This window comes from Caulobacter sp. GW821-FHT05F04 (assembly GCF_059419665.1).
Genome location: NZ_JBWKSF010000009.1, coordinates 243,784 through 261,286 on the forward strand (window position 1 = coordinate 243,784; position 17,503 = coordinate 261,286).

At 68.7% G+C, this 17,503-nt stretch carries 19 protein-coding genes; 10 read left to right on the forward strand and 9 right to left on the reverse strand.

Features of this window, described 5'->3' with window-relative positions:
• The first annotated feature begins 79 nt into the window (after positions 1-79).
• Positions 80-1,000: a histone deacetylase family protein gene (locus tag AC07R7_RS22110; RefSeq protein ID WP_494636596.1), complete on the forward strand. Its 921-nt coding sequence runs from the start codon at positions 80-82 to the stop codon at positions 998-1,000.
• A gap of 72 nt (positions 1,001-1,072) precedes the next feature.
• Here AC07R7_RS22110 and AC07R7_RS22115 read toward each other — a convergent pair whose 3' ends face one another.
• The 3 genes from AC07R7_RS22115 to AC07R7_RS22125 all read right to left on the reverse strand — a co-directional run bounded on the left by AC07R7_RS22115 (position 1,073) and on the right by AC07R7_RS22125 (position 2,307).
• Positions 1,073-1,171, reverse strand: a complete 99-nt coding sequence (locus AC07R7_RS22115; protein ID WP_125159021.1) for a hypothetical protein — start codon at positions 1,169-1,171, stop codon at positions 1,073-1,075.
• A gap of 219 nt (positions 1,172-1,390) precedes the next feature.
• On the reverse strand, positions 1,391-1,810 hold the full coding sequence (locus AC07R7_RS22120) for a PaaI family thioesterase (protein ID WP_099575234.1): 420 nt from the start codon (positions 1,808-1,810) through the stop codon (positions 1,391-1,393).
• Positions 1,807-2,307 (reverse strand): PaaI family thioesterase, encoded by a 501-nt coding sequence (locus AC07R7_RS22125; RefSeq protein WP_492887256.1) that lies wholly within the window; start codon positions 2,305-2,307, stop codon positions 1,807-1,809. Before AC07R7_RS22125 ends, AC07R7_RS22120 begins: the two co-directional genes overlap by 4 nt.
• A gap of 25 nt (positions 2,308-2,332) precedes the next feature.
• On the opposite strand from AC07R7_RS22125, the gene AC07R7_RS22130 reads away from it, so the two are divergent.
• Positions 2,333-3,361: a ligase-associated DNA damage response exonuclease gene (locus AC07R7_RS22130; RefSeq protein WP_494636597.1), complete on the forward strand. Its 1,029-nt coding sequence runs from the start codon at positions 2,333-2,335 to the stop codon at positions 3,359-3,361.
• Here the strand turns inward: AC07R7_RS22130 and AC07R7_RS22135 are convergent.
• Complete coding sequence (locus AC07R7_RS22135) at positions 3,337-4,509, reverse strand: citrate/2-methylcitrate synthase (protein ID WP_494636598.1); 1,173 nt, start codon at positions 4,507-4,509, stop codon at positions 3,337-3,339. The genes AC07R7_RS22130 and AC07R7_RS22135 overlap by 25 nt on opposite strands.
• 74 nt (positions 4,510-4,583) lie before the next feature.
• On the opposite strand from AC07R7_RS22135, the gene AC07R7_RS22140 reads away from it, so the two are divergent.
• From AC07R7_RS22140 to queG, 5 genes are all read left to right on the forward strand, one after another.
• A complete protein-coding gene (locus AC07R7_RS22140) occupies positions 4,584-5,684 on the forward strand; it encodes a citrate synthase/methylcitrate synthase (protein ID WP_494636599.1) in 1,101 nt (366 codons plus the stop codon).
• A gap of 63 nt (positions 5,685-5,747) precedes the next feature.
• Complete coding sequence (locus AC07R7_RS22145; protein ID WP_494636600.1) at positions 5,748-6,677, forward strand: cation diffusion facilitator family transporter; 930 nt, start codon at positions 5,748-5,750, stop codon at positions 6,675-6,677.
• 31 nt (positions 6,678-6,708) lie between these two features.
• The gene (rfaE1, locus tag AC07R7_RS22150; protein ID WP_494636601.1) at positions 6,709-8,160 is read left to right on the forward strand and encodes a D-glycero-beta-D-manno-heptose-7-phosphate kinase; all 1,452 of its coding nucleotides are present in this window, start codon (positions 6,709-6,711) and stop codon (positions 8,158-8,160) included.
• A gap of 114 nt (positions 8,161-8,274) precedes the next feature.
• Positions 8,275-8,961 carry an FtsZ-binding protein FzlA gene (fzlA, locus tag AC07R7_RS22155; protein WP_492839086.1) on the forward strand — a complete coding sequence of 229 codons (687 nt, stop codon included), beginning with the start codon at positions 8,275-8,277 and terminating at the stop codon, positions 8,959-8,961.
• The gene (queG, locus tag AC07R7_RS22160) at positions 8,942-10,057 is read left to right on the forward strand and encodes a tRNA epoxyqueuosine(34) reductase QueG (RefSeq protein WP_494636602.1); all 1,116 of its coding nucleotides are present in this window, start codon (positions 8,942-8,944) and stop codon (positions 10,055-10,057) included. The genes fzlA and queG overlap by 20 nt, the downstream gene beginning before the upstream one ends.
• Here the strand turns inward: queG and AC07R7_RS22165 are convergent.
• A complete protein-coding gene (locus tag AC07R7_RS22165; RefSeq protein WP_492887250.1) occupies positions 10,054-10,926 on the reverse strand; it encodes a UTP--glucose-1-phosphate uridylyltransferase in 873 nt (290 codons plus the stop codon). The genes queG and AC07R7_RS22165 overlap by 4 nt on opposite strands.
• Before the next feature lie 162 nt (positions 10,927-11,088).
• On the opposite strand from AC07R7_RS22165, the gene bamJ reads away from it, so the two are divergent.
• Positions 11,089-11,586, forward strand: a complete 498-nt coding sequence (gene bamJ / locus AC07R7_RS22170) for a BamJ family beta-barrel-assembly machinery protein (RefSeq protein ID WP_494636603.1) — start codon at positions 11,089-11,091, stop codon at positions 11,584-11,586.
• A gap of 6 nt (positions 11,587-11,592) precedes the next feature.
• Here the strand turns inward: bamJ and AC07R7_RS22175 are convergent, their stop codons facing one another.
• The 3 genes from AC07R7_RS22175 to rfbC all read right to left on the reverse strand — a co-directional run bounded on the left by AC07R7_RS22175 (position 11,593) and on the right by rfbC (position 14,372).
• On the reverse strand, positions 11,593-12,795 hold the full coding sequence (locus AC07R7_RS22175) for a threonine ammonia-lyase (RefSeq protein ID WP_492887249.1): 1,203 nt from the start codon (positions 12,793-12,795) through the stop codon (positions 11,593-11,595).
• An 87-nt stretch (positions 12,796-12,882) separates the two neighbouring features.
• Entirely contained in the window at positions 12,883-13,806 is a 924-nt protein-coding gene (locus AC07R7_RS22180; RefSeq protein ID WP_494636604.1) for an alpha/beta fold hydrolase, read from the reverse strand.
• 2 nt (positions 13,807-13,808) lie between these two features.
• Complete coding sequence (gene rfbC / locus AC07R7_RS22185) at positions 13,809-14,372, reverse strand: dTDP-4-dehydrorhamnose 3,5-epimerase (protein WP_494636605.1); 564 nt, start codon at positions 14,370-14,372, stop codon at positions 13,809-13,811.
• Between the two features lie 36 nt (positions 14,373-14,408).
• Here rfbC and AC07R7_RS22190 point away from each other — a divergent pair, with 36 nt between their 5' ends.
• The gene (locus AC07R7_RS22190) at positions 14,409-15,434 is read left to right on the forward strand and encodes a glycosyltransferase family 2 protein (protein ID WP_494636606.1); all 1,026 of its coding nucleotides are present in this window, start codon (positions 14,409-14,411) and stop codon (positions 15,432-15,434) included.
• 136 nt (positions 15,435-15,570) lie between these two features.
• Here AC07R7_RS22190 and argE read toward each other — a convergent pair whose 3' ends face one another.
• Positions 15,571-16,746 carry an acetylornithine deacetylase gene (gene argE / locus AC07R7_RS22195; RefSeq protein WP_494636607.1) on the reverse strand — a complete coding sequence of 392 codons (1,176 nt, stop codon included), beginning with the start codon at positions 16,744-16,746 and terminating at the stop codon, positions 15,571-15,573.
• Between the two features lie 98 nt (positions 16,747-16,844).
• On the opposite strand from argE, the gene AC07R7_RS22200 reads away from it, so the two are divergent.
• A complete protein-coding gene (locus AC07R7_RS22200; protein ID WP_494636608.1) occupies positions 16,845-17,480 on the forward strand; it encodes a glutathione S-transferase family protein in 636 nt (211 codons plus the stop codon).
• Positions 17,481-17,503 lie beyond the last annotated feature (23 nt).

A 17,503-nucleotide genomic window follows, 5' to 3' on the forward strand; every position in this document is an offset into this window, starting at 1 on the left:
CGCAGTGCGATAAGCCGCGTTTTGCCGCGCTGCAAGACGTCACCTTGCGTCAGGCCGTCGCGGTCACCATCGTGAGGTGATGCGTCCCGTCCCGCCCGTCATCCATCACCCCGCCTTTCGCGCCGAGATGCCGGTTGGGCATCGCTTCCCGATGGACAAGTTCTCGCGCCTGGCCACCGTGCTGGAGGCGGAGGGCGTTCCGGGCCTGGACGGCTTCGCGAAGCCGGAGTTGATCGATGTCGAGACCCTGCTGTTGGCCCACGCCGAAGACTATGTCCGGGGCGTGATCGAGCTGTCCCTGCCGCCGGACGTGGTCCGGCGGATCGGCATGCCCAACACCGACAGCGTCGCCACGCGGGCGAGGGCGGCGAGCGGCGGCACGCTTCTGGCGGCGCGCCTGGCGCTGGAGCAGGGGATCGCCTGCAACACTGCGGGCGGCAGCCATCACGCCTCGGCCGAGAGCGGCGCGGGGTTTTGCGTGTTCAACGACGTGGCGGTGGCGGCCCGGCGGCTGCTGGCCGAAGGCGCGATCGGCAAGGCCCTGGTCGTGGACCTCGACGTTCACCAGGGCGACGGCACGGCGCGGATCTTCGAGGGCGATCCCAGCGTCTTCACGCTGTCGATGCACGCCGAGAAGAACTTCCCGCATCGCAAGGCCACCAGCGATCTCGACATCGAACTGGCCGACGGGACGGGCGACGCGGCCTATCTGGAAAAGCTGGGGGAGATCCTGCCGGCGCTGCTGCGTGGCGTCCGGCCGGACATCGTCTTCTTCAATGCGGGAGTCGATCCGCACACGGATGACAAGCTGGGCCGCCTGTCGCTGACCGACGAGGGTCTGGGGCGACGGGAGGCCTATGTCCTGGGCGCTTGTCTTTCTCTTGAGATCCCCGTGGTCGGGGTCATCGGCGGCGGCTACGACGCGGATATCGATCGTCTGGCGGGCCGCCACGCCATCCTGCATCGGACGGCGAAATCTCTTTATTCTTCGGTATCTTAGTCGTTCGGTTTGTCGCCATCTCCGTCGAGGCGGCCCTTGCGGGCGGCCCGACGGAGGTTAAGCGGCGATCACTTACAGGCTCGAGGCGAGCGAACCGGCGATGATGACGAGCGGCAGAACCGCGAGAACGAGCGAGGCGAAACCGGCGACGGCGTTGGTCTTCATGGTCATGGTCTTGATCCCTGTTTTTCTGTTGTCCGGCGCCCGTTGGCGTCCGGTGATCAGGGATATAGGCGCGGACCCTCGTTAATGCACGTTACTCATGCTTCATGACGCCGATTTAAGAAACTTTGTCGCACCTAAACGGCATTACAGAGGATTAATGTGGTCGTGGAATTTAGTTTCCTGGGAAACATTCTCCTCTGAGACCATCGTTCCGGTCCCTGACGATTAATCATCGCTGGGCGCGACGAGGAAGAGTCCCCGCATCGTCGCGATCGGGGCCGAACGCGTTTCCTGCCAGGCCTCGACATGGACGTTGGCGATGCGGCGGCCCAGCTTCTTGATGCTGGCGCGGGCGTAGGTGGTCAGCGGGCGGCCCGACCGCAGATACTCGATCGAGACGTCGATCGTGCGCGGCTGGCGCTTCATCGGCGCGGCCACGGACAGCTGGGCCAGGGCCGTCATCTCCATGAAGGCCCCCAGCACGCCGCCGTGGATGGCGGGCAGCATCGGGTTGCCGACGATGTGCTGGGCGAACGGCAGGATGGCGGTCATCTCGTCGCCGGCCAGCTCGGCCTTGATCCCCAGGAAGCGGGCATAGGGGATGGAATCCAGCATCGAGACCAGACGCGTGTCGATGTCGCTCATTGGCCGGCGCTCCCGGTCTTGGCCCGCGTCTCGCGCGGCGGCTTGAGGTTGGCGCCCGGCTTCTTGCCGGCGCTGCTGTCGAGCATGAAGGTCGCCTGGGCGGTGGCGACGGGGTTCTCGGGATCGCGGTCATAGGCCACGGCGCGGACGAAGGCGACCGAGCGGGTCAGCTTGTAGCAGTGGGCTCGGGCCATGACGTCCAGGCCAGGTTCGGCCGCGCGCATGTAGTCGATGCGCAGATCCAGGGTGGCGATCGAGGTGAAGGTCTCCATGGCCGCGTGCACCGCCTGGCCGCTGGCGTGGTCCAGCAGGGTGGTGACCACCCCGCCGGCGATGACCCCCGTCTCGGGATCGCCGACGATCTCGGGGCGGTAGGGGACCTTCAGGATGGCGACCGCGTCGCCGATCTCCAGGGTGGTGAAGCCCAGCGCCTTGGCCTGTGGGCTGCCCTCGTTCATCGCCGTGGCGATGAGTTTTGTCTGCTCGTGATCGCTCATGCGGATAGGCTTAGCGCCATAGGCGTTGTCATATCCAGACGTGATCAAGCCAGAAGACCTTCTCTGTCCCCGGCCGGACGGCCTCTACTGTCCGCCGGGGGACTTTTACATAGACCCCGTCCGCCCCGTGGACCGGGCCGTGATCACCCATGGCCACGCCGACCACGCCCGCGCCGGTCACGGGACGGTGGCCGCCACGCCCGAGACGCTGGCGATCATGGCCACGCGCTATGGCGAGGATTTCACGGGCCGGCGCCAGGCCGTTCCGTATGGCGAGACGATCACGCATAACGGCGTCGATGTGACCCTGGTGCCCGCCGGCCATGTGCTGGGTTCGGCCCAGGCGGTGGTGCGCTGGAAGGGCCTGACCATGGTGGTCTCCGGCGACTACAAGCGCCGCCGCGACCCGACTTGCGCCCGCTTCGAGCCCGTGCCGTGCGACGTGTTCATCACCGAGGCGACCTTCGGCCTGCCGGTGTTCCGCCATCCCGACGACGCCGGCGAGATCCGGAGCCTGCTGGCCTCGGTCGAGCAGTTCCCCGAGCGCTGCCACATCGTCGGGGCCTACGCCCTGGGCAAGGCGCAGCGGGTGATCCGGCTGCTGCGCGAGGGGGGCTGGGACAAGCCGATTTTCGTCCATGGGGCGCTGGAGCGGCTGAACGCCCTGTACGAGGCGCATGGCATGGAGCTTGGCCCGCTGGCCCCCGCCACCGCTTCGGGGCCGAAGGACGCCTTCGCCGGCCAGATCATCGTCGCGCCGCCCAGCGCGGTGGCCGACCGCTGGTCGCGGCGGTTTCCGGACCCGGTCGACTGCTTCGCCTCGGGCTGGATGCGGGTGCGGGCGCGCGCAAGGCAGCGAGGCGTCGAGCTGCAGCTGATCCTCTCCGACCATGCCGACTGGGACGAGCTGACGGCGACCTTGAGCGAATTGCGTCCCGGCGAGGTCTGGATCACCCACGGCCGCGAGGAAGCGCTGGAGCGCTGGTGCGAACTGGAAGGCCTGCCGGCCCGGGCCCTGCGGCTGGTCGGCTACGACGAGGAGGAGGGTGAATAGCCCTCCGGCGCCGCGCCGACATAGCGCGCCCTTGGCCTGATCAGCCGTCCTGTCTGCAACTGCTCGATCGCATGCGCGGCCCAGCCGGCGCTCCGGGCGGTCGCGAACAGGATGAACGGCGCGTCCGGCGGGAGCCTGAGCGTTCGGGCCAGGGTCACAAGCGCGAAGTCGATATTTGGCGCGAGACCGGTCGCGGTCTCGGTCGCCTTGCGCAGGTCGGCCAGCAGGGGCGGGGGCTCGAAGGCGGCCAACAGCGCCGCCGCGCGTGGATCGCCGTCGGGATACAGCGGATGGTCGAAGCCCGGCATCGAGGCGCCGCGCGCGAGTCTGGCGGACACGGCATGCTCGCCATCCCGCCGCTCGGCCTCCTCGACGAAGGCCTCGACCCGGGCGGCCATGCCGCCGTGCAGGGGTCCCGACAGCGCCGAGAGTCCCGCCAGGCAGGCCGCCGAGAGCGACGCCCCGGTCGACGCCGCCACCCGCGCGGCGAAGGTCGAGGCGTTCAGTTCGTGATCGGCCAGCAGCACCAGAGCTCGGCGGACGAGATCGGCGCCGGTGGCGTCCAGCCCCCAGGCGGCGGCGAAGCGAGCGTGCGTCGGGCCTTCCCCTGTCTGGCCGGTGGCGGCGTCGACCACGGCCTCCAGTAGGTCGGCGGCCTCCAGGGCCAGGGCCAGGGGCGCGCGGCCCCGGGCGGGCGGTTCTCGGCCGGCGCGGGCGGCCAGGGTCAGGAACATTCGGGCGCGGGCGCTGTCGGCGTCGAGCGGTTCCGGGCGGCGAGAGGCCTTCAGGGCCGCGCCATGGCCACCACGCAGCAGCCGGCCGACGTTCTCGAGGGTCTGGCCCTGCTCGGCCAGGTGAACGGCGTCGCGGCCGCGATACCAGAGCCTGCCGCCGGCCACGGTGGTGATCGCCGAGGGCAGCACCGGCTCGCCCCAGGCGATGGCCTCGGCCGCGACGTCGGCGGCGCGGCGGCCGCGGGCCTTCTTCTGGGCCAGGGCGGCGACGTCCGAGGCGCGATAGAGGCTGCGGCGAGGGTCGCGCGGATGGGCGGCGGCCTCGATCCGGCCCCGGCTGACATAGGCATAAAGGGTCTGCGGCCGGATCCCGAGCCGCTCCAGAACTTGATCCGCGTCGAGCCAGTCCGTCATATAGATTGATTATATTGATCAAGATTGACGATCAAGCTGGGGCGTCCTTTTTCAGCGACGAAAGGAGACCGCACATGTCCGATGGTCTTGAGGGCGTCATCGCCGCCCGCACCGTTCTGTCCGATGTCGACGGCGCCAGGGGCCGCCTGGTGATCCGAGGTTACGCCGTCGAGGATTTGTCGGGCCACACCCGCTATGAGGAGGCCGCTCACCTGCTGTTCGACGGCTTCTTCGAGGACGCCCAAATGGACGTGGGAATGGGCGATCTGGCGCCGGCCCTGGGCGAGGCCCGGGTCCGCGCTTTCGCCGAGGTCGCCGCCCTAGACGAGGGCCTGGCCCGCCGCGATCCGGTCGAGGCCATGCGCGCCCTGCTGGCCCGCCTGCCCGACGGCGACGACCTGCCGACAGCCCTGCTGCTGATCGCCGCCCCGGCCGTCTTCACCCCCGCCGTGCTGCGTGTCGCGAAGGGCGAGAGCCCGGTCGCGCCCGATCCGGCCCTGTCGCACGCCGCCGACATCCTGCGGATGACGCGCGGGGCGCCCGCCACCGACGCCGAGGCGGCCGCTCTGGACGCCTATCTGGTCACGGTCTGCGACCACGGCCTCAACGCCTCGACCTTCGCCGCCCGCGTGGTGGCCTCGACCCGCGCTGGCCTGACCTCGGCCGTGCTGGCCGGGCTGTCGGCCCTGAAAGGCCCGCTGCACGGCGGCGCGCCGGGACCGGTGATCGAGATGCTGGACGAGATCGGAACGCCCGAGAACGCCCGCCCGTGGCTGGAGAAGGCCCTGGCGCGCGGTGATCGGCTGATGGGCTTCGGCCATCGCATCTACCGCGTCCGGGATCCTCGCGCCGACGCCTTGAAGACGGCCGTGCGCAAGCTCGCGGCGGCCTCGGACAGCCTGCCCGGTCGCCTGGCCTTCGCCGAGGCGGTCGAGCAGGCCGCCTTGGAAATCCTGCGCGAGCACAAGCCCGACCGGCCGCTGGACACCAATGTCGAGTTCTATACGGCGCTGCTGCTGGAAGCCCTTGGCCTGCCGCCGTCCAGCTTCACCTGTGTCTTCGCCATGGGTCGCGTCTCCGGCTGGCTGGCCCACGCCCGCGAGCAACAGGCGGGCGGTCGCCTGATCCGGCCGCAGTCGATCTATGTGGGACCCGAGGTGCGCGCCGCCGCTTAGGGTGTTGCGCGCTCGCGAGTCGTTCGCGCTGGGCAGGCGAGACCGCCTTGCTAAAGTGCGGCCATGACCCTCTCCGCCACTTCGCCCGAAACGCGCGCCGCCACCCGACGCGTGGCCCTCCTGTCGGTCGCGGTCGCGGCGATCCTGATCGTGGTCAAGGCCATCGCCTGGCGGATGAGCGACTCGGTGGCGATCCTGGCCTCGCTGTCGGATTCGGCCCTCGATCTGGTCGCGTCGCTGATCACGGTCTACGCGGTGCGCTACGCGGCCGAGCCGCCCGACGCCGAGCACCGCTTCGGCCATGGCAAGGCGGAAGCCTTTTCCAGCCTGATGCAGGGCGGCCTGGTCTTCGCCTCCGGCGCCCTGATCGGGCGGGAGGCGATCGACGCCCTGCTGCATCCGCGTCCGGTCCAGCACGGCCTGGCCGGGGTGGTGGTGATGATCGTCTCGATCGGCCTGACCCTGGCCCTGATCACGGCCCAGACCCGTGTGGTGAAGGCCAGCGGCTCGATCGCCATCTCCGGAGACCGGGCCCACTACGCCGCCGATCTCGCCTCGAACGCCGTCGCCTTGGTCGGCGTCGGCGCCGCGACATGGCTGGGCCTGGCCTGGATTGACTCGGCCGCGGGCTTGGTGGTGGCGCTTTGGCTGATCTGGGGCGCGATCGGCGTCTTCCGCGAAGCTTCAGCCCAGTTGATGGACCAGGAACTGCCCGAGACCGAACGTGAGCGGATCGTTCTCCTGGCCACCACCGATCCGCGCGTTCTGGGCGTTCACCAGCTGCGCACCCGCGCTTCCGGTCCCTACGTCCATATGCAGATGCATGCCGACCTGGCGGCGGATATCTCTCTGGCCGAGGCGCACACCATCATCGTGGCCGCCGAGAACCGGCTGCTGGAGGCCTTCCCGTCGGCCGACATCATCATCCACCCCGATCCGAGGGGGCTGGCCGAGAAACACGGCGGTGTCTTCGCCGAAACGGTCGAGGGTTGAGTTCCTCGAGCCGGTGAGGGTACGGAACCTTATGGACGACGCCCTCTCTCATCTCCCCCGCGCCTTCTCCAACAAGACCGTGCTGGTCCTCGGCGACGTGATGCTGGACCGCTTCATCTATGGCGCGGTTGACCGCATCTCGCCCGAGGCGCCGGTGCCGGTGATCGCGGTCGAGAAGGAAACCGCCATGCTGGGCGGCGCGGGCAATGTCGCCCGCAATGTCGCGGCCCTCGGCGCCAAGGCGGTGCTGATCGGTCTGGTGGGCCAGGACGACGCCGGCGCGGCCCTGCGTGGCATGATCGACGCCGAGCCGGGGCTGGAGGCGGAGCTTGTCGCCGATCCCCAGCGCCGCACGACCGAGAAGGTCCGCTACATTTCCGGTTCGCACCAGATGTTGCGCGTCGACCGCGAGGATCGCGGCCCCGGCGACGGCGCGGCGCTGCTCGCGGCCTTCGCGGCCCGTCTGCCCGCCGCCGACGTCGTGGTGCTGTCCGACTACGCCAAGGGCGTGTTGACCGCCGAGGTGGTGCGTGGGGCGATCGCCGCCGCCCGCGCGGCCGGCAAGCCAGTGATCGTCGATCCCAAGAGCCGCGACTTCGCCCGCTACGACGGCGCGACCCTGATCAAGCCCAACCGCAAGGAGGCCGCCGAGGCCACCGGCATCGTCGACAACTCGGACGAGGCTTCGGAAGACGCCGGCGCGGCGATCCTGGCCATGGCGCCGGCCCTGGAGGCGGCCCTGATCACGCGTGGCGGGGCCGGCATGACCCTGTCGGTGCGCGGCCAGCCGCACGTTCATCTGCCGGCCACGGCGGTCGAGGTGTTCGACGTCTCCGGCGCCGGCGACACCGTGGCCGCGACTCTGGCCCTGGCCGTGGCGGCAGGCGCGAGCCTGGCCGACGCCGCGCACCTGGCTAACCTGGCCGGCGGCCTGGTCGTCGCCAAGCTGGGCACCGACGTCGTCACCGCCGCGGAGCTGACGGCCGTGGCGGTCTCGATCCAGGGCGAGCCCGGCGAGATCAAGATCGCCGACCGCGAGCAGGCCAAGGCGATCGTCGAGGGCTGGCGCGCGCGCGGCCTGAAGGTCGGCTTCACCAACGGCTGCTTCGATCTGCTCCACCCCGGCCATGTCTCGCTGCTCAGCCAGGCCAAGGCCGCCTGCGACCGGCTGATCGTCGGCCTCAACACCGACGCCTCGGTCTCCAAGCTGAAGGGGCCGAGCCGGCCGGTGCAGAAGGAGCAGGGGCGCGCCACGGTGCTGGCCTCGCTGTCGTCGGTGGACCTGGTGGTGCTGTTCGGCGAGGAGACGCCGCTGGCGCTGATCGAGGCCTTCCGCCCCGACGTACTGGTCAAGGGCGCGGACTACACGGTCGAAACGGTGGTCGGGTCCAATGTCGTGCTCGGCTACGGCGGCAAGGTTATTCTGGCCGAGCTCAAGCAAGGCCAGAGCACGACCAATCTCATTGCTCGGATGAACAGCTAAATCTGAGAAAGAGCCGCACAAAGGCCTGCTTTTCTTGGGTAAACCCCGTTCGGCAATCTCTTGTTAAGCAAAGCGGCGCATCGCTCTTTCGATGCAGCCTGAGCGCACCTGGGCATGAGCGTCGAACGCACCCTACACCATTTCCCTCTCGACCCCGCCTCGCGACAGGTGCGTCTGGCGCTGGGCGAGAAGCGGCTGCCGTTCCTCGAGATCCAGGTTCGCTACTGGGAGATGCCGCCGGAGTTCACCTCGCTGAACCCGTCGGGCATGCCGCCGGTGCTGGTCGAGACCCGCCACCAGCGCAACCTCGTCGTCTGCGAGACCCGCGCGATCCTCGAGCACATCGAGGAGACCGAGACCGAGCCGCCGTTGCTGGGCCGCGATCCAGCCGAGCGCGCCGAGGCACGGCGCCTACTGCAGTGGTTCGACCGCAAGTTCGACAACGAGGTCAACGGCTTCCTCCTGCACGAGAAGATGGAGAAGCGCCTCCTTCGCATGGGCGCGCCTGACCTTGCCGCCCTGCGCCAGGGTCGCGAGGCGCTGCGCATGCACCTGGGCTATATCGACGGCCTCCTGCAGACCCGCGACTGGCTGGCCGGGCGCCGTATGAGTCTGGCCGACTTCGCCGCCGCCGCCCACCTTTCCGTCATCGACTATTTCGGCGACGTGCCGTGGAAGGACTTCTCGACGGCGAAGACCTGGTACATGAAGCTGAAGTCGAGGCCGGCCTTCCGTCCGATCCTGGCCGACCGCTGGCCCGGCCTCGCGCCGGCCGCGCACTATGACGACCTCGACTTCTGAGCTCTCGCCGCAAGCGATCAAGGACGAGATCCGCGCCGAGGCCCTGACTCTCGGCTTCTCGACCTGCGGCTTCGCCGACGCGGCCGCCGCCTGGCCCAATGGCGAATGGCTGAAGGCCTTCGTCCAGGCCGAGCGTCACGGCGACATGGGCTGGATGGAAGAGACGCTGGAGCGACGCTCGCACCCCACGGCCATGTGGACCGAGGCGAAGTCGGCGGTGGTGCTGGGCGTCAATTACGGCCCCGACCTTGATCCGCTGGAGCAGCTGGGGCGCGCCGACCATGCCGCCATATCGGTCTACGCCCAGGGCGACGACTATCACGACGTGATCAAGAAGCGCCTGAAGCTGCTGGCCGGCTGGATGCATCGCCGGTTCGGAAGCGACGTGAAGGTCTTCGTCGACACCGCCCCCTTGATGGAGAAACCTCTGGCGCAGAGGGCGGGCCTGGGCTGGCAGGGCAAGCACACCAATCTCGTCTCGCGGCAGTTCGGCTCGTGGCTGTTCCTGGGCAGCGTGCTGACCACGCTGGACCTCCCGCCGGATGAAGCCGAGGTCGATCACTGCGGCCGGTGCAGCGCCTGCCTCGATATCTGTCCGACCAAGGCGTTTCCCGCGCCGCGCCAGCTGGATGCGCGGCGGTGCATCTCGTACCTGACCATTGAGCTCGCTGGTCCGATCCCGGCGGAGTTCCGGCCGGCGATCGGCAACCGGATCTATGGTTGCGACGATTGTCTGGCGGTGTGCCCGTGGAATAAGTTCGCGTCACTGTCGAGCGAGGCCAAGCTTCAGGCGCGCGAGGAACTGCGCCAGCCGACCCTGGCCGAACTGGCGGTCTTGGACGACGCGGCGTTCCGGGCGCTGTTCTCGAAGAACCCGATCAAGCGGATCGGTCGAGATCGCTTCGTGCGCAACGTGCTCTACGCGATCGGCAACAGCGGTGATGTCGGGCTGATGGCGGTGGTCGAGCCGCTGCTGGCCGACCCCGCGTCCGTGGTGCGCGGCGCGGCCGTCTGGGCCGCGCGGCGACTGCTCGGAGACGCCTCGGCGCTGAAGCGCGCCGAGGACGATCCCGAGGTATTGGCCGAGTGGGCCTAGGCCTTCAGCAGATCCTCGATGGCGACGCGGGCGGCGGCGCCCAGTTCCGGATTGGCCAGGGCCAGGGCGACATTGGCCCGCAGCAGGCCGATCTTGTCGCCGCAGTCGTAGGTGACGCCTTCGTATTCCAGGGCGTGGAAGTCCTGGCTGGTCAACAGCTTCAGCATCGAGTCGGTCAGCTGGATCTCGTTGCCGGCGCCCTTCTCCTGGCTGGCCAGCAGGTCGAAGATCTCGGGCTGCAGGATATAGCGGCCGCTGATGAACAGGTTCGAAGGTTCCGTGCCCTTCGGCGGCTTCTCGACCATGCCGGTCATGCGGTTCAGGCGACCGTCCTGGCCGTCCAGCGCGACGATGCCGTACTGGTGGGCCTGGCCCTCGGGGCAGGGCTCGACCACGACGATGTTGCCGCCGACCTGGTCATAGGCCTCGATGGCCTGGGCCAGGGCCGACTTCTGGGCGTGCATGACCATGTCGGGCAGCATGACGGCGAAGGGCTCGTCGCCGATGATGTCGCGCGCGCACCACACCGCGTGGCCCAGGCCCAGCGGAGCCATCTGGCGCACGAAGCTCATCTCGCCCGGCTTGGGCAGCTCGGCCAGCAGCTCGTCGAGCAGGGCGGTCTTGCCCTTGGCGGCCAGGGCGGCTTCCAGCTCCACCTGGTGGTCGAAATAGTCCTCGATCGCGCCCTTGTTGCGGCCGGTGACGAAGACGAAGTGCTCGATGCCGGCCGCGCGGCCTTCGGCGATGATGTAGGACAGGATCGGCCGGTCGACGACGTTCAGCAGTTCCTTCGGAGTGGTTTTCGTGCCGGGCAGCACGCGGGTGCCAAAGCCGGCGACAGGAAGGACGGCTTTACGAACGGGTTTCATGAGCGGCTCGCCTGATGTTCGGGAGGCCGTTTCTAAGAGGGCTGGCCAGCGAAAGCCACCACTGTTCCGTGAAATCAACTTCCGCGCGGGTCAATGCTTGCACGGAGATGGAATCGCGGGCGGTCCGTGCTAGCTGGACGGCCTGAACGTTTGAGGTCTGTCATGCATCGCCGCGCTCTTCTCGTCACCCTCGCCGTCGCCGGCCTGGCCCTGGCCGCCTGCGGGCCCAGCAAGAAGGCGCAGGAAAACCTCTCCATCGCCGACGAATTCATGGCCAAGAACGCCAAGGAGCCCGGCGTCGTCACCCTGCCGCAGGGCCTGCAGTACAAGGTGGTGCGCGAGGGGCCGCAGGGCGGTCTGCACCCGACCCAGGCCGACGAGGTCAAGGTCCACTACGAGGGCAAGCTGCTGGATGGCACGGTGTTCGACTCTAGCTACGAGCGCGGCGTGCCGGCGGTGTTCCCGCTGGACGGCCTGGTCCCGGCCTGGGTCATCGCCCTGCAGCGCATGAAGGCCGGCGACGAGTGGATCCTCTACGTGCCGCCGGCCCTGGGCTATGGCGCGCAGGACAAGGGCCCGATCCCGGCCAACAGCGTGATGATCTTCAAGATCGAACTGCTGGACGTGAACCGGCTGGGCCCGGGCAAGCCGAAGGAATAGGCCGCCTTAGACGACCCGCGGCGGGTAGCCGCTCTCGCGCAGGGCGTTCATGACGTCCTGGGTGTGCTGGGCGTCGCGGGTCTCGATGGTGATGTCGAACTCCGCGCCCTTGGCCGGGACGTCCAGGGCCAGGCGGTTGTGGTTGACCTCGATGATGTTGGCGCCCATCGCGCCGATCACGCTGGCCACGGTCGACAGCAGGCCCGGGCGATCGTCGCCGATGATCCGCAGGCTGATCAGGCGCTGGGCGCGGACCAGCTCGCGGGTCAGGACCGAGGCCAGCAGGCGGGTGTCGATATTGCCGCCACACAGGATCAGGCCGCACTTCTTGCCCCGGAAGCGTTCCGGATAGGCCAGCAGCGCCGCCAGCGACGCCGCGCCGGCGCCCTCGGCGATGGTCTTCTCGACATTGCAGTAAAGCGCCACGGCCTGCTCGATATACGGCTCTTCCAGCAGCAGCACGTCGTCGATCAGCGGGCGGGCGACGCCATAGGTCAGGTCGCCGACCGTCTTCACCGCCACGCCCTCGGCGATGGTCTGGCCGCCGCAATGGGCGGTGATGCCGCGCATCTTGGCGGTGAAGGACGGGTACATGGCTGGCTCGCAGCCGATGATGTGGATGTCGGGCTTCAACGCCTTGGCCGCCGTGGCCACGCCGCTGATCAGGCCGCCGCCGCCGATCGGCACGGGCAGCACTTCCAGGTCCGGCGCATCCTCCAGCATCTCCAGGGCGATCGTGCCCTGGCCGGCCATGATGTCGTAGTCGTCGAACGGGTGGACGAAGGTCAGGCCCTGCTCGTCGCGCAGCTTGCGGGCGTGGGCGTTGGCGTCGTCATAGGTCTCGCCCTCGATGATCACGGTCGCGCCGAAGTCGCGGGTGTGCTGCACCTTCACGAACGGTGTGGTGCGCGGCATGACGATGGTGACGGGCACGCCGAGGCGAGCGCCGTGATAGGCAAGGCCCTGGGCGTGGTTGCCGGCGCTGGCGGCGATGACGCCCTTGGCCTTCTCGGCGTCCGACAGCAGCATCAGCTTGTTCAGCGCGCCGCGCTCCTTGTAGGCGGCGGTGAACTGCAGGTTCTCGAACTTCACCCACACCTCGGCGCCGGTGATCTTCGACAGGGTCTTGGAGTGGCGGCACGGCGTGCGCTCGATCTGACCCTTCAGGCGGCCGGCGGCGGCTTGGATGGAGGCAAGGTCGAGGGTCATCGGGTCAGCACTCTGTCGCGGCGAGGAACGAGCCGTGGCGGGCGTCTAACACGGTCGAGCCGTCAAAACACCCCTTGGCCGCGCCCCTTAGGGCGCTTCGCGCAGCAGGTTTTCTATCGCCGCCCAGGCTTCCGGCTCGGTCAGCATCGGGGCGTGGCCCACGCCGGGGACCTCGGCATAGGTTATGTGGGGCGCGGCGGCGCGCATGCGCTCGGCGATGGCGGGGTCGATCAGGTCCGAGATTCCACCACGCACGAACAGTAAGGGGCGGTCCTTCGCCAGGGCGCGGAACAGCGGATACATGTCCGGCGGCGCCAGGGCCTGCCCTCCCTTTGGGCCGCCTTCGGCCTGCGACTTCGCGGCCGCTTCGGCGGCGGCCTTGATCGGGGCCGAGATGTCGGGGTCGTAGGCCAGGACGTAGCCGCCGTCCTTTTCATCGAACAGGCGGCGAGCGAAGACGTCCCAATCCTCGGCCGCGTAGTCGGGGAAGGCGGCCTCGTTGATCGCCTTGGCGTAGGCGACGGCGTCGTCCCAGGTCTCGAACCGGCTGGCCGTGCCGGTGTAGCCGGCAATGCGGGCCAGGCCGACAGGCGACAGTTCGGGGCCGACATCGTTCAGCACGGCGGCGGCGATGGCCTCGGGCTTCAGCGAGGTCAGCACCATGGTGATCAGCCCGCCCATGCTGGTGCCGACGAACACCGCTTTCTCGATCCCGGCCGCCTGGAGCAGCGAGACGATGTCGGCGGCATAGGTTCCCGGGTGATAGTTCATCGGATTGGGATCGTGCGCCGACAGCCCTCGGCCGCGTACGTCGACCGCCAGCACGCGGCGGCCCGTGGCGGCGATGCGCGGGGCCAGGTCCTCGAAGTCGCGGGCGTTGCGGGTCAGGCCGTGGATGCAGATCACCGGCAGCTTCTGAGTCTCGCCGCCAGAAACGCCCATTGGGGCGTAGTCACGGGCGTGCAGCGGCAGGCCTTCGTGCGAGGTCCAGAAGAGGTCGGTGAAGCTCATGGTCAGGCCTCGTAGGTAAACGGCGAATCGATCTCGCTCAGCAGCGGCGCGGCGTTGTCGCGGTCGTTGGCGGTGATCTCCGTAACCGGGACCGGCCAATCGATGCCGATGGCCGGGTCGCTCCAGCGCACCGCGCCTTCGGCGGCCGGGGCATAATAGCCGGTGACCTTGTAGAGCACCTCGCAGGCGTCGGTCAGGGTGACGTAGCCGTGAGCGAAGCCCTTGGGGACCAGCAGCTGCTGGCGGTTCTCGGCCGACAGCTCGGCCCCGACCCACTGGCCGTAGGTCGGCGAACCTTTGCGGATATCCACCGCGACGTCGAAGATCGACCCGACCACGCAGCGCAGCAGCTTGTCCTGAGCGTGCGGCGGCTTCTGGTAGTGCAGGCCACGCTGGATGCCGCGCGTCGTGGAGCGGACATGATTGTCTTGGACGAACGCGGCCTTGAAACCGGCCTCCTCCAGCGCCGACTGGCGGAAGGTCTCGGAAAACCAGCCCCGCTCATCGCCATGGCGCGCGGGCGTGATAAGCAGCACTTCGGGGATCGCCAGCGGCGTGATCTTCATGACGCGTATTTGCCTTGAGAAACGAACCGGCCACCGATGCCGCCTGAGACGATGGAAAACAAGACCGGCCCGCTCGTTAGCGTGATCATCGTCTCCTACCAGAGCGGACCGACCCTGGAGCCGTGCCTGGATAGGCTGGCGGCCCAGACCTTCCGCGACTTCGAGACGATCCTGATCGACAACGCCTCGACCGACGGCGCGCCCCAGGCGGCGGCCAAGGCCCATCCATGGGTCGATTTCGTCGAGGCGGGCGCCAATCTGGGTTTCGCGGCGGGCAACAACTTCGCGGCCCGGCGCGCCAAGGGTCGCTGGCTGGTCCTGCTGAACCCCGACGCCTATGCCGAGCCGGAGTGGCTGGCCGAGTTGATGGCCGGCGTCGAGCGCCACCCGAGCGTGAAGAGTTTCGCCTCGCTGCAGCTGTCGGCCGATCAGCCTGGCCTGCTGGACGGGGCCGGCGACAATGTCACCAGCGCGGGCATACCGTTCCGGGGCGGGTATGGCCGCAAGGCGCCGGCGGTCCTACCCGAGGGCGAGGTGTTCTCGGCCTGCGGCGCGGCGATGCTGATCGATCGTGAGCTATTCCTCGCGGTCGGAGGCTTCGACGAGCGCTACTTCTGCTACTGCGAGGACGTCGACCTGGGCTATCGCCTGCGCCTCTACGACTATCCGACCCTGCTGCTGCCCAAGGCCAAGGTCGCCCATGTCGGTTCGGCCAGCACCGGCGTGCGGTCGGACTTCTCGATCTTCCACGGCTCGCGCAACCGGATCTGGACCTTCGTCAAGAACACGCCCGGCTGGCTGTTTCCGGTCACCCTGCCGCTGCATGTGGCGGTGACGGCGGGCCTGCTTCTGCTGCACTGGCGACGTGGCGACGTCGCTCCGGCGATCCGAGGCATCAAGGCGGCGTTGAAGCGCGAGGATCTCGACCAGGTTTTGGCGGATCGCAAGGCGATCCAGGCCAGGCGCAAGGCCTCGCCCGGCGCGATCCTGAGGGTGATGTCGATCGACCCGGCGGCGTTCATCGGCCGGCGGTTCGTCATTCGAAAATGGCGAGGCGCCTAGCCCTAACCCCGATCTTTCCGGCGAAAGCCGGGATCCAGATCTCGAAGTGCTTGGGCTGACCGGATTGACGCCGAGCTCATAGCGCTCACCCCAGCGTCCTTCCATCTGGGCCCCGGCTTTCGCCGGGGAAACGGCCTTAGGTCGAGAGGTCCTCGATCAGCCGGCGCATGAAGGCCGCGCCGCGCTGCATCTGGCTGATCTCGACATATTCGTCGGGCTGGTGAGCCTGGTCGATCGAGCCGGGGCCGCAGATCACGGTCGAGAAACCCGCGTTCTGGAACTGCCCGGCCTCGGCGGCGTAGGGCACGACCCGGGCCGGGCCGTTGTCGCCGGCCAACCTGCGGGCGAAGGCCTCGGCGACGCCGTTCTCCTCCGGCGCGAAGGCCGGAGTCAGCGAGCGGCGCTCGACCTTGACGCCGCCTTCGGGCGCGCGGGCCTTGATCTTCGCGTCCATCGCCTCGGCGGCGGCGAAGACGTCGGTCAGGATCGCCATCGGGTCCAGACCCGCCGGGGTTCGCAGGTCGAAGATAAACACGCACTCGCGGGCCAGGATGTTGACCGCCGTGCCGCCATTGACCTGGCCGATGGTCAGGGTCGCGCCCTTGGGCGTGAACGGCGACGCGGGATCGGCTTCACGCTCCAGCCTTTCCGACAGTTCGACCAGCAGGCCCATCAGCTTGATCGCCGCCATGTTGGCCGAGACGCCCAGGTGGGTGAGGCTGGAATGGGCCTCGCGGCCCGTCACGGTGACGATGAAGCTGGCGATGCCCTTGTGGGCGCGGACGGCGACCATGTCGGTGGGCTCGCCGACCACCACCAGGGCGGGGCGGGGCAGATCGTTGGCGATGACCTCGATCATGTCCGGCGCGCCCAGGCAGCCGACCTCCTCATCATAGGAGAAGGCCAGGTGGACGGGCTTCCTCAGCGTCGCCCGGGCCAGGTCCGGCGCGGCGGCCAGGGCCAGGGCCAGGAAACCCTTCATGTCGCAGGTTCCCCGGCCGTAGAGCCGCCCGTCGCGCTCGGTCAGCACCCACGGATCGCTGGACCACGGCTGGCCGTCGACGGGCACGACGTCGGTATGACCCGACAGCACGACGCCGCCCTCGACCGCAGGGCCGATGCTCGCCAACAGATTGGACTTGGTCCCGTCGGCGTTCGGCACCCGGCGGGTCGGCACGTCCAGGTGGGCTAGGTACTGCTCGACCCACTGGATCAGCGCCAGGTTCGAGCGGCGCGAGGTGGTGTCGAACGCCACCAGCGTCTTCAGGATGTCGACGGCGCGGTCGGACAGGACTTCGGATGAGGAAACCATGCGCGGAGTCTAGACCCTTTCGCGCGCCGACGCCTACCCGCGAGCTGCAAGATCGCTAGACTGCGCGGTGTTGACCTCGAAGCTGGCAGGGAGACCCCATGATCGACCTCTACACCTGGACCACGCCCAATGGCCGCAAGGCCTCGATCATGCTGGAGGAGGTGGACCTGCCCTACAGGGTCCATCCGGTGAACATCGGCAAGGACGAGCAGTTCGACCCGAAGTTCCTGGCCATCTCGCCCAACAACAAGATCCCGGCCATCGTCGACCACGACGCGAGCGGCGGCCCGCAGACCGTGTTCGAGAGCGGCGCGATCCTGGTCTACCTGGCCGAGAAGACCGGCAAGCTTCTGGCGCCCAGTGGTCCCGAGCGCTGGGCGGCGCTGGAATGGACCTTCTGGCAGGTCGGGGGCCTCGGCCCGATGGCCGGCCAGTACAACTATTTCGCCCTCCGCGCCGAGGAGAAGCTGCCGCTCGCCATCAACCGGTTCGGCGAGGAGGTCACGCGCCTTCTGGGTGTGATGGATCGGCGGCTGAACGACCACCCATGGCTGGCCGGGGAGCACTTCTCGATCGCCGATATCGCCAGCTTTGCCTGGACCAAGGCCATCCTCGCCGCCATGGCCAAGGCCGAGCCCGACCGCGAGCCGGGCGTCCCCGCCGTCGAGGCCTGGGTGCAGGCGGTGGGCGACCGTCCGGCCGTCCGGCGCGGCATGGCCGTGCCACAGGTCTAGGAAAACGCCCGCCGCGCCAAGAA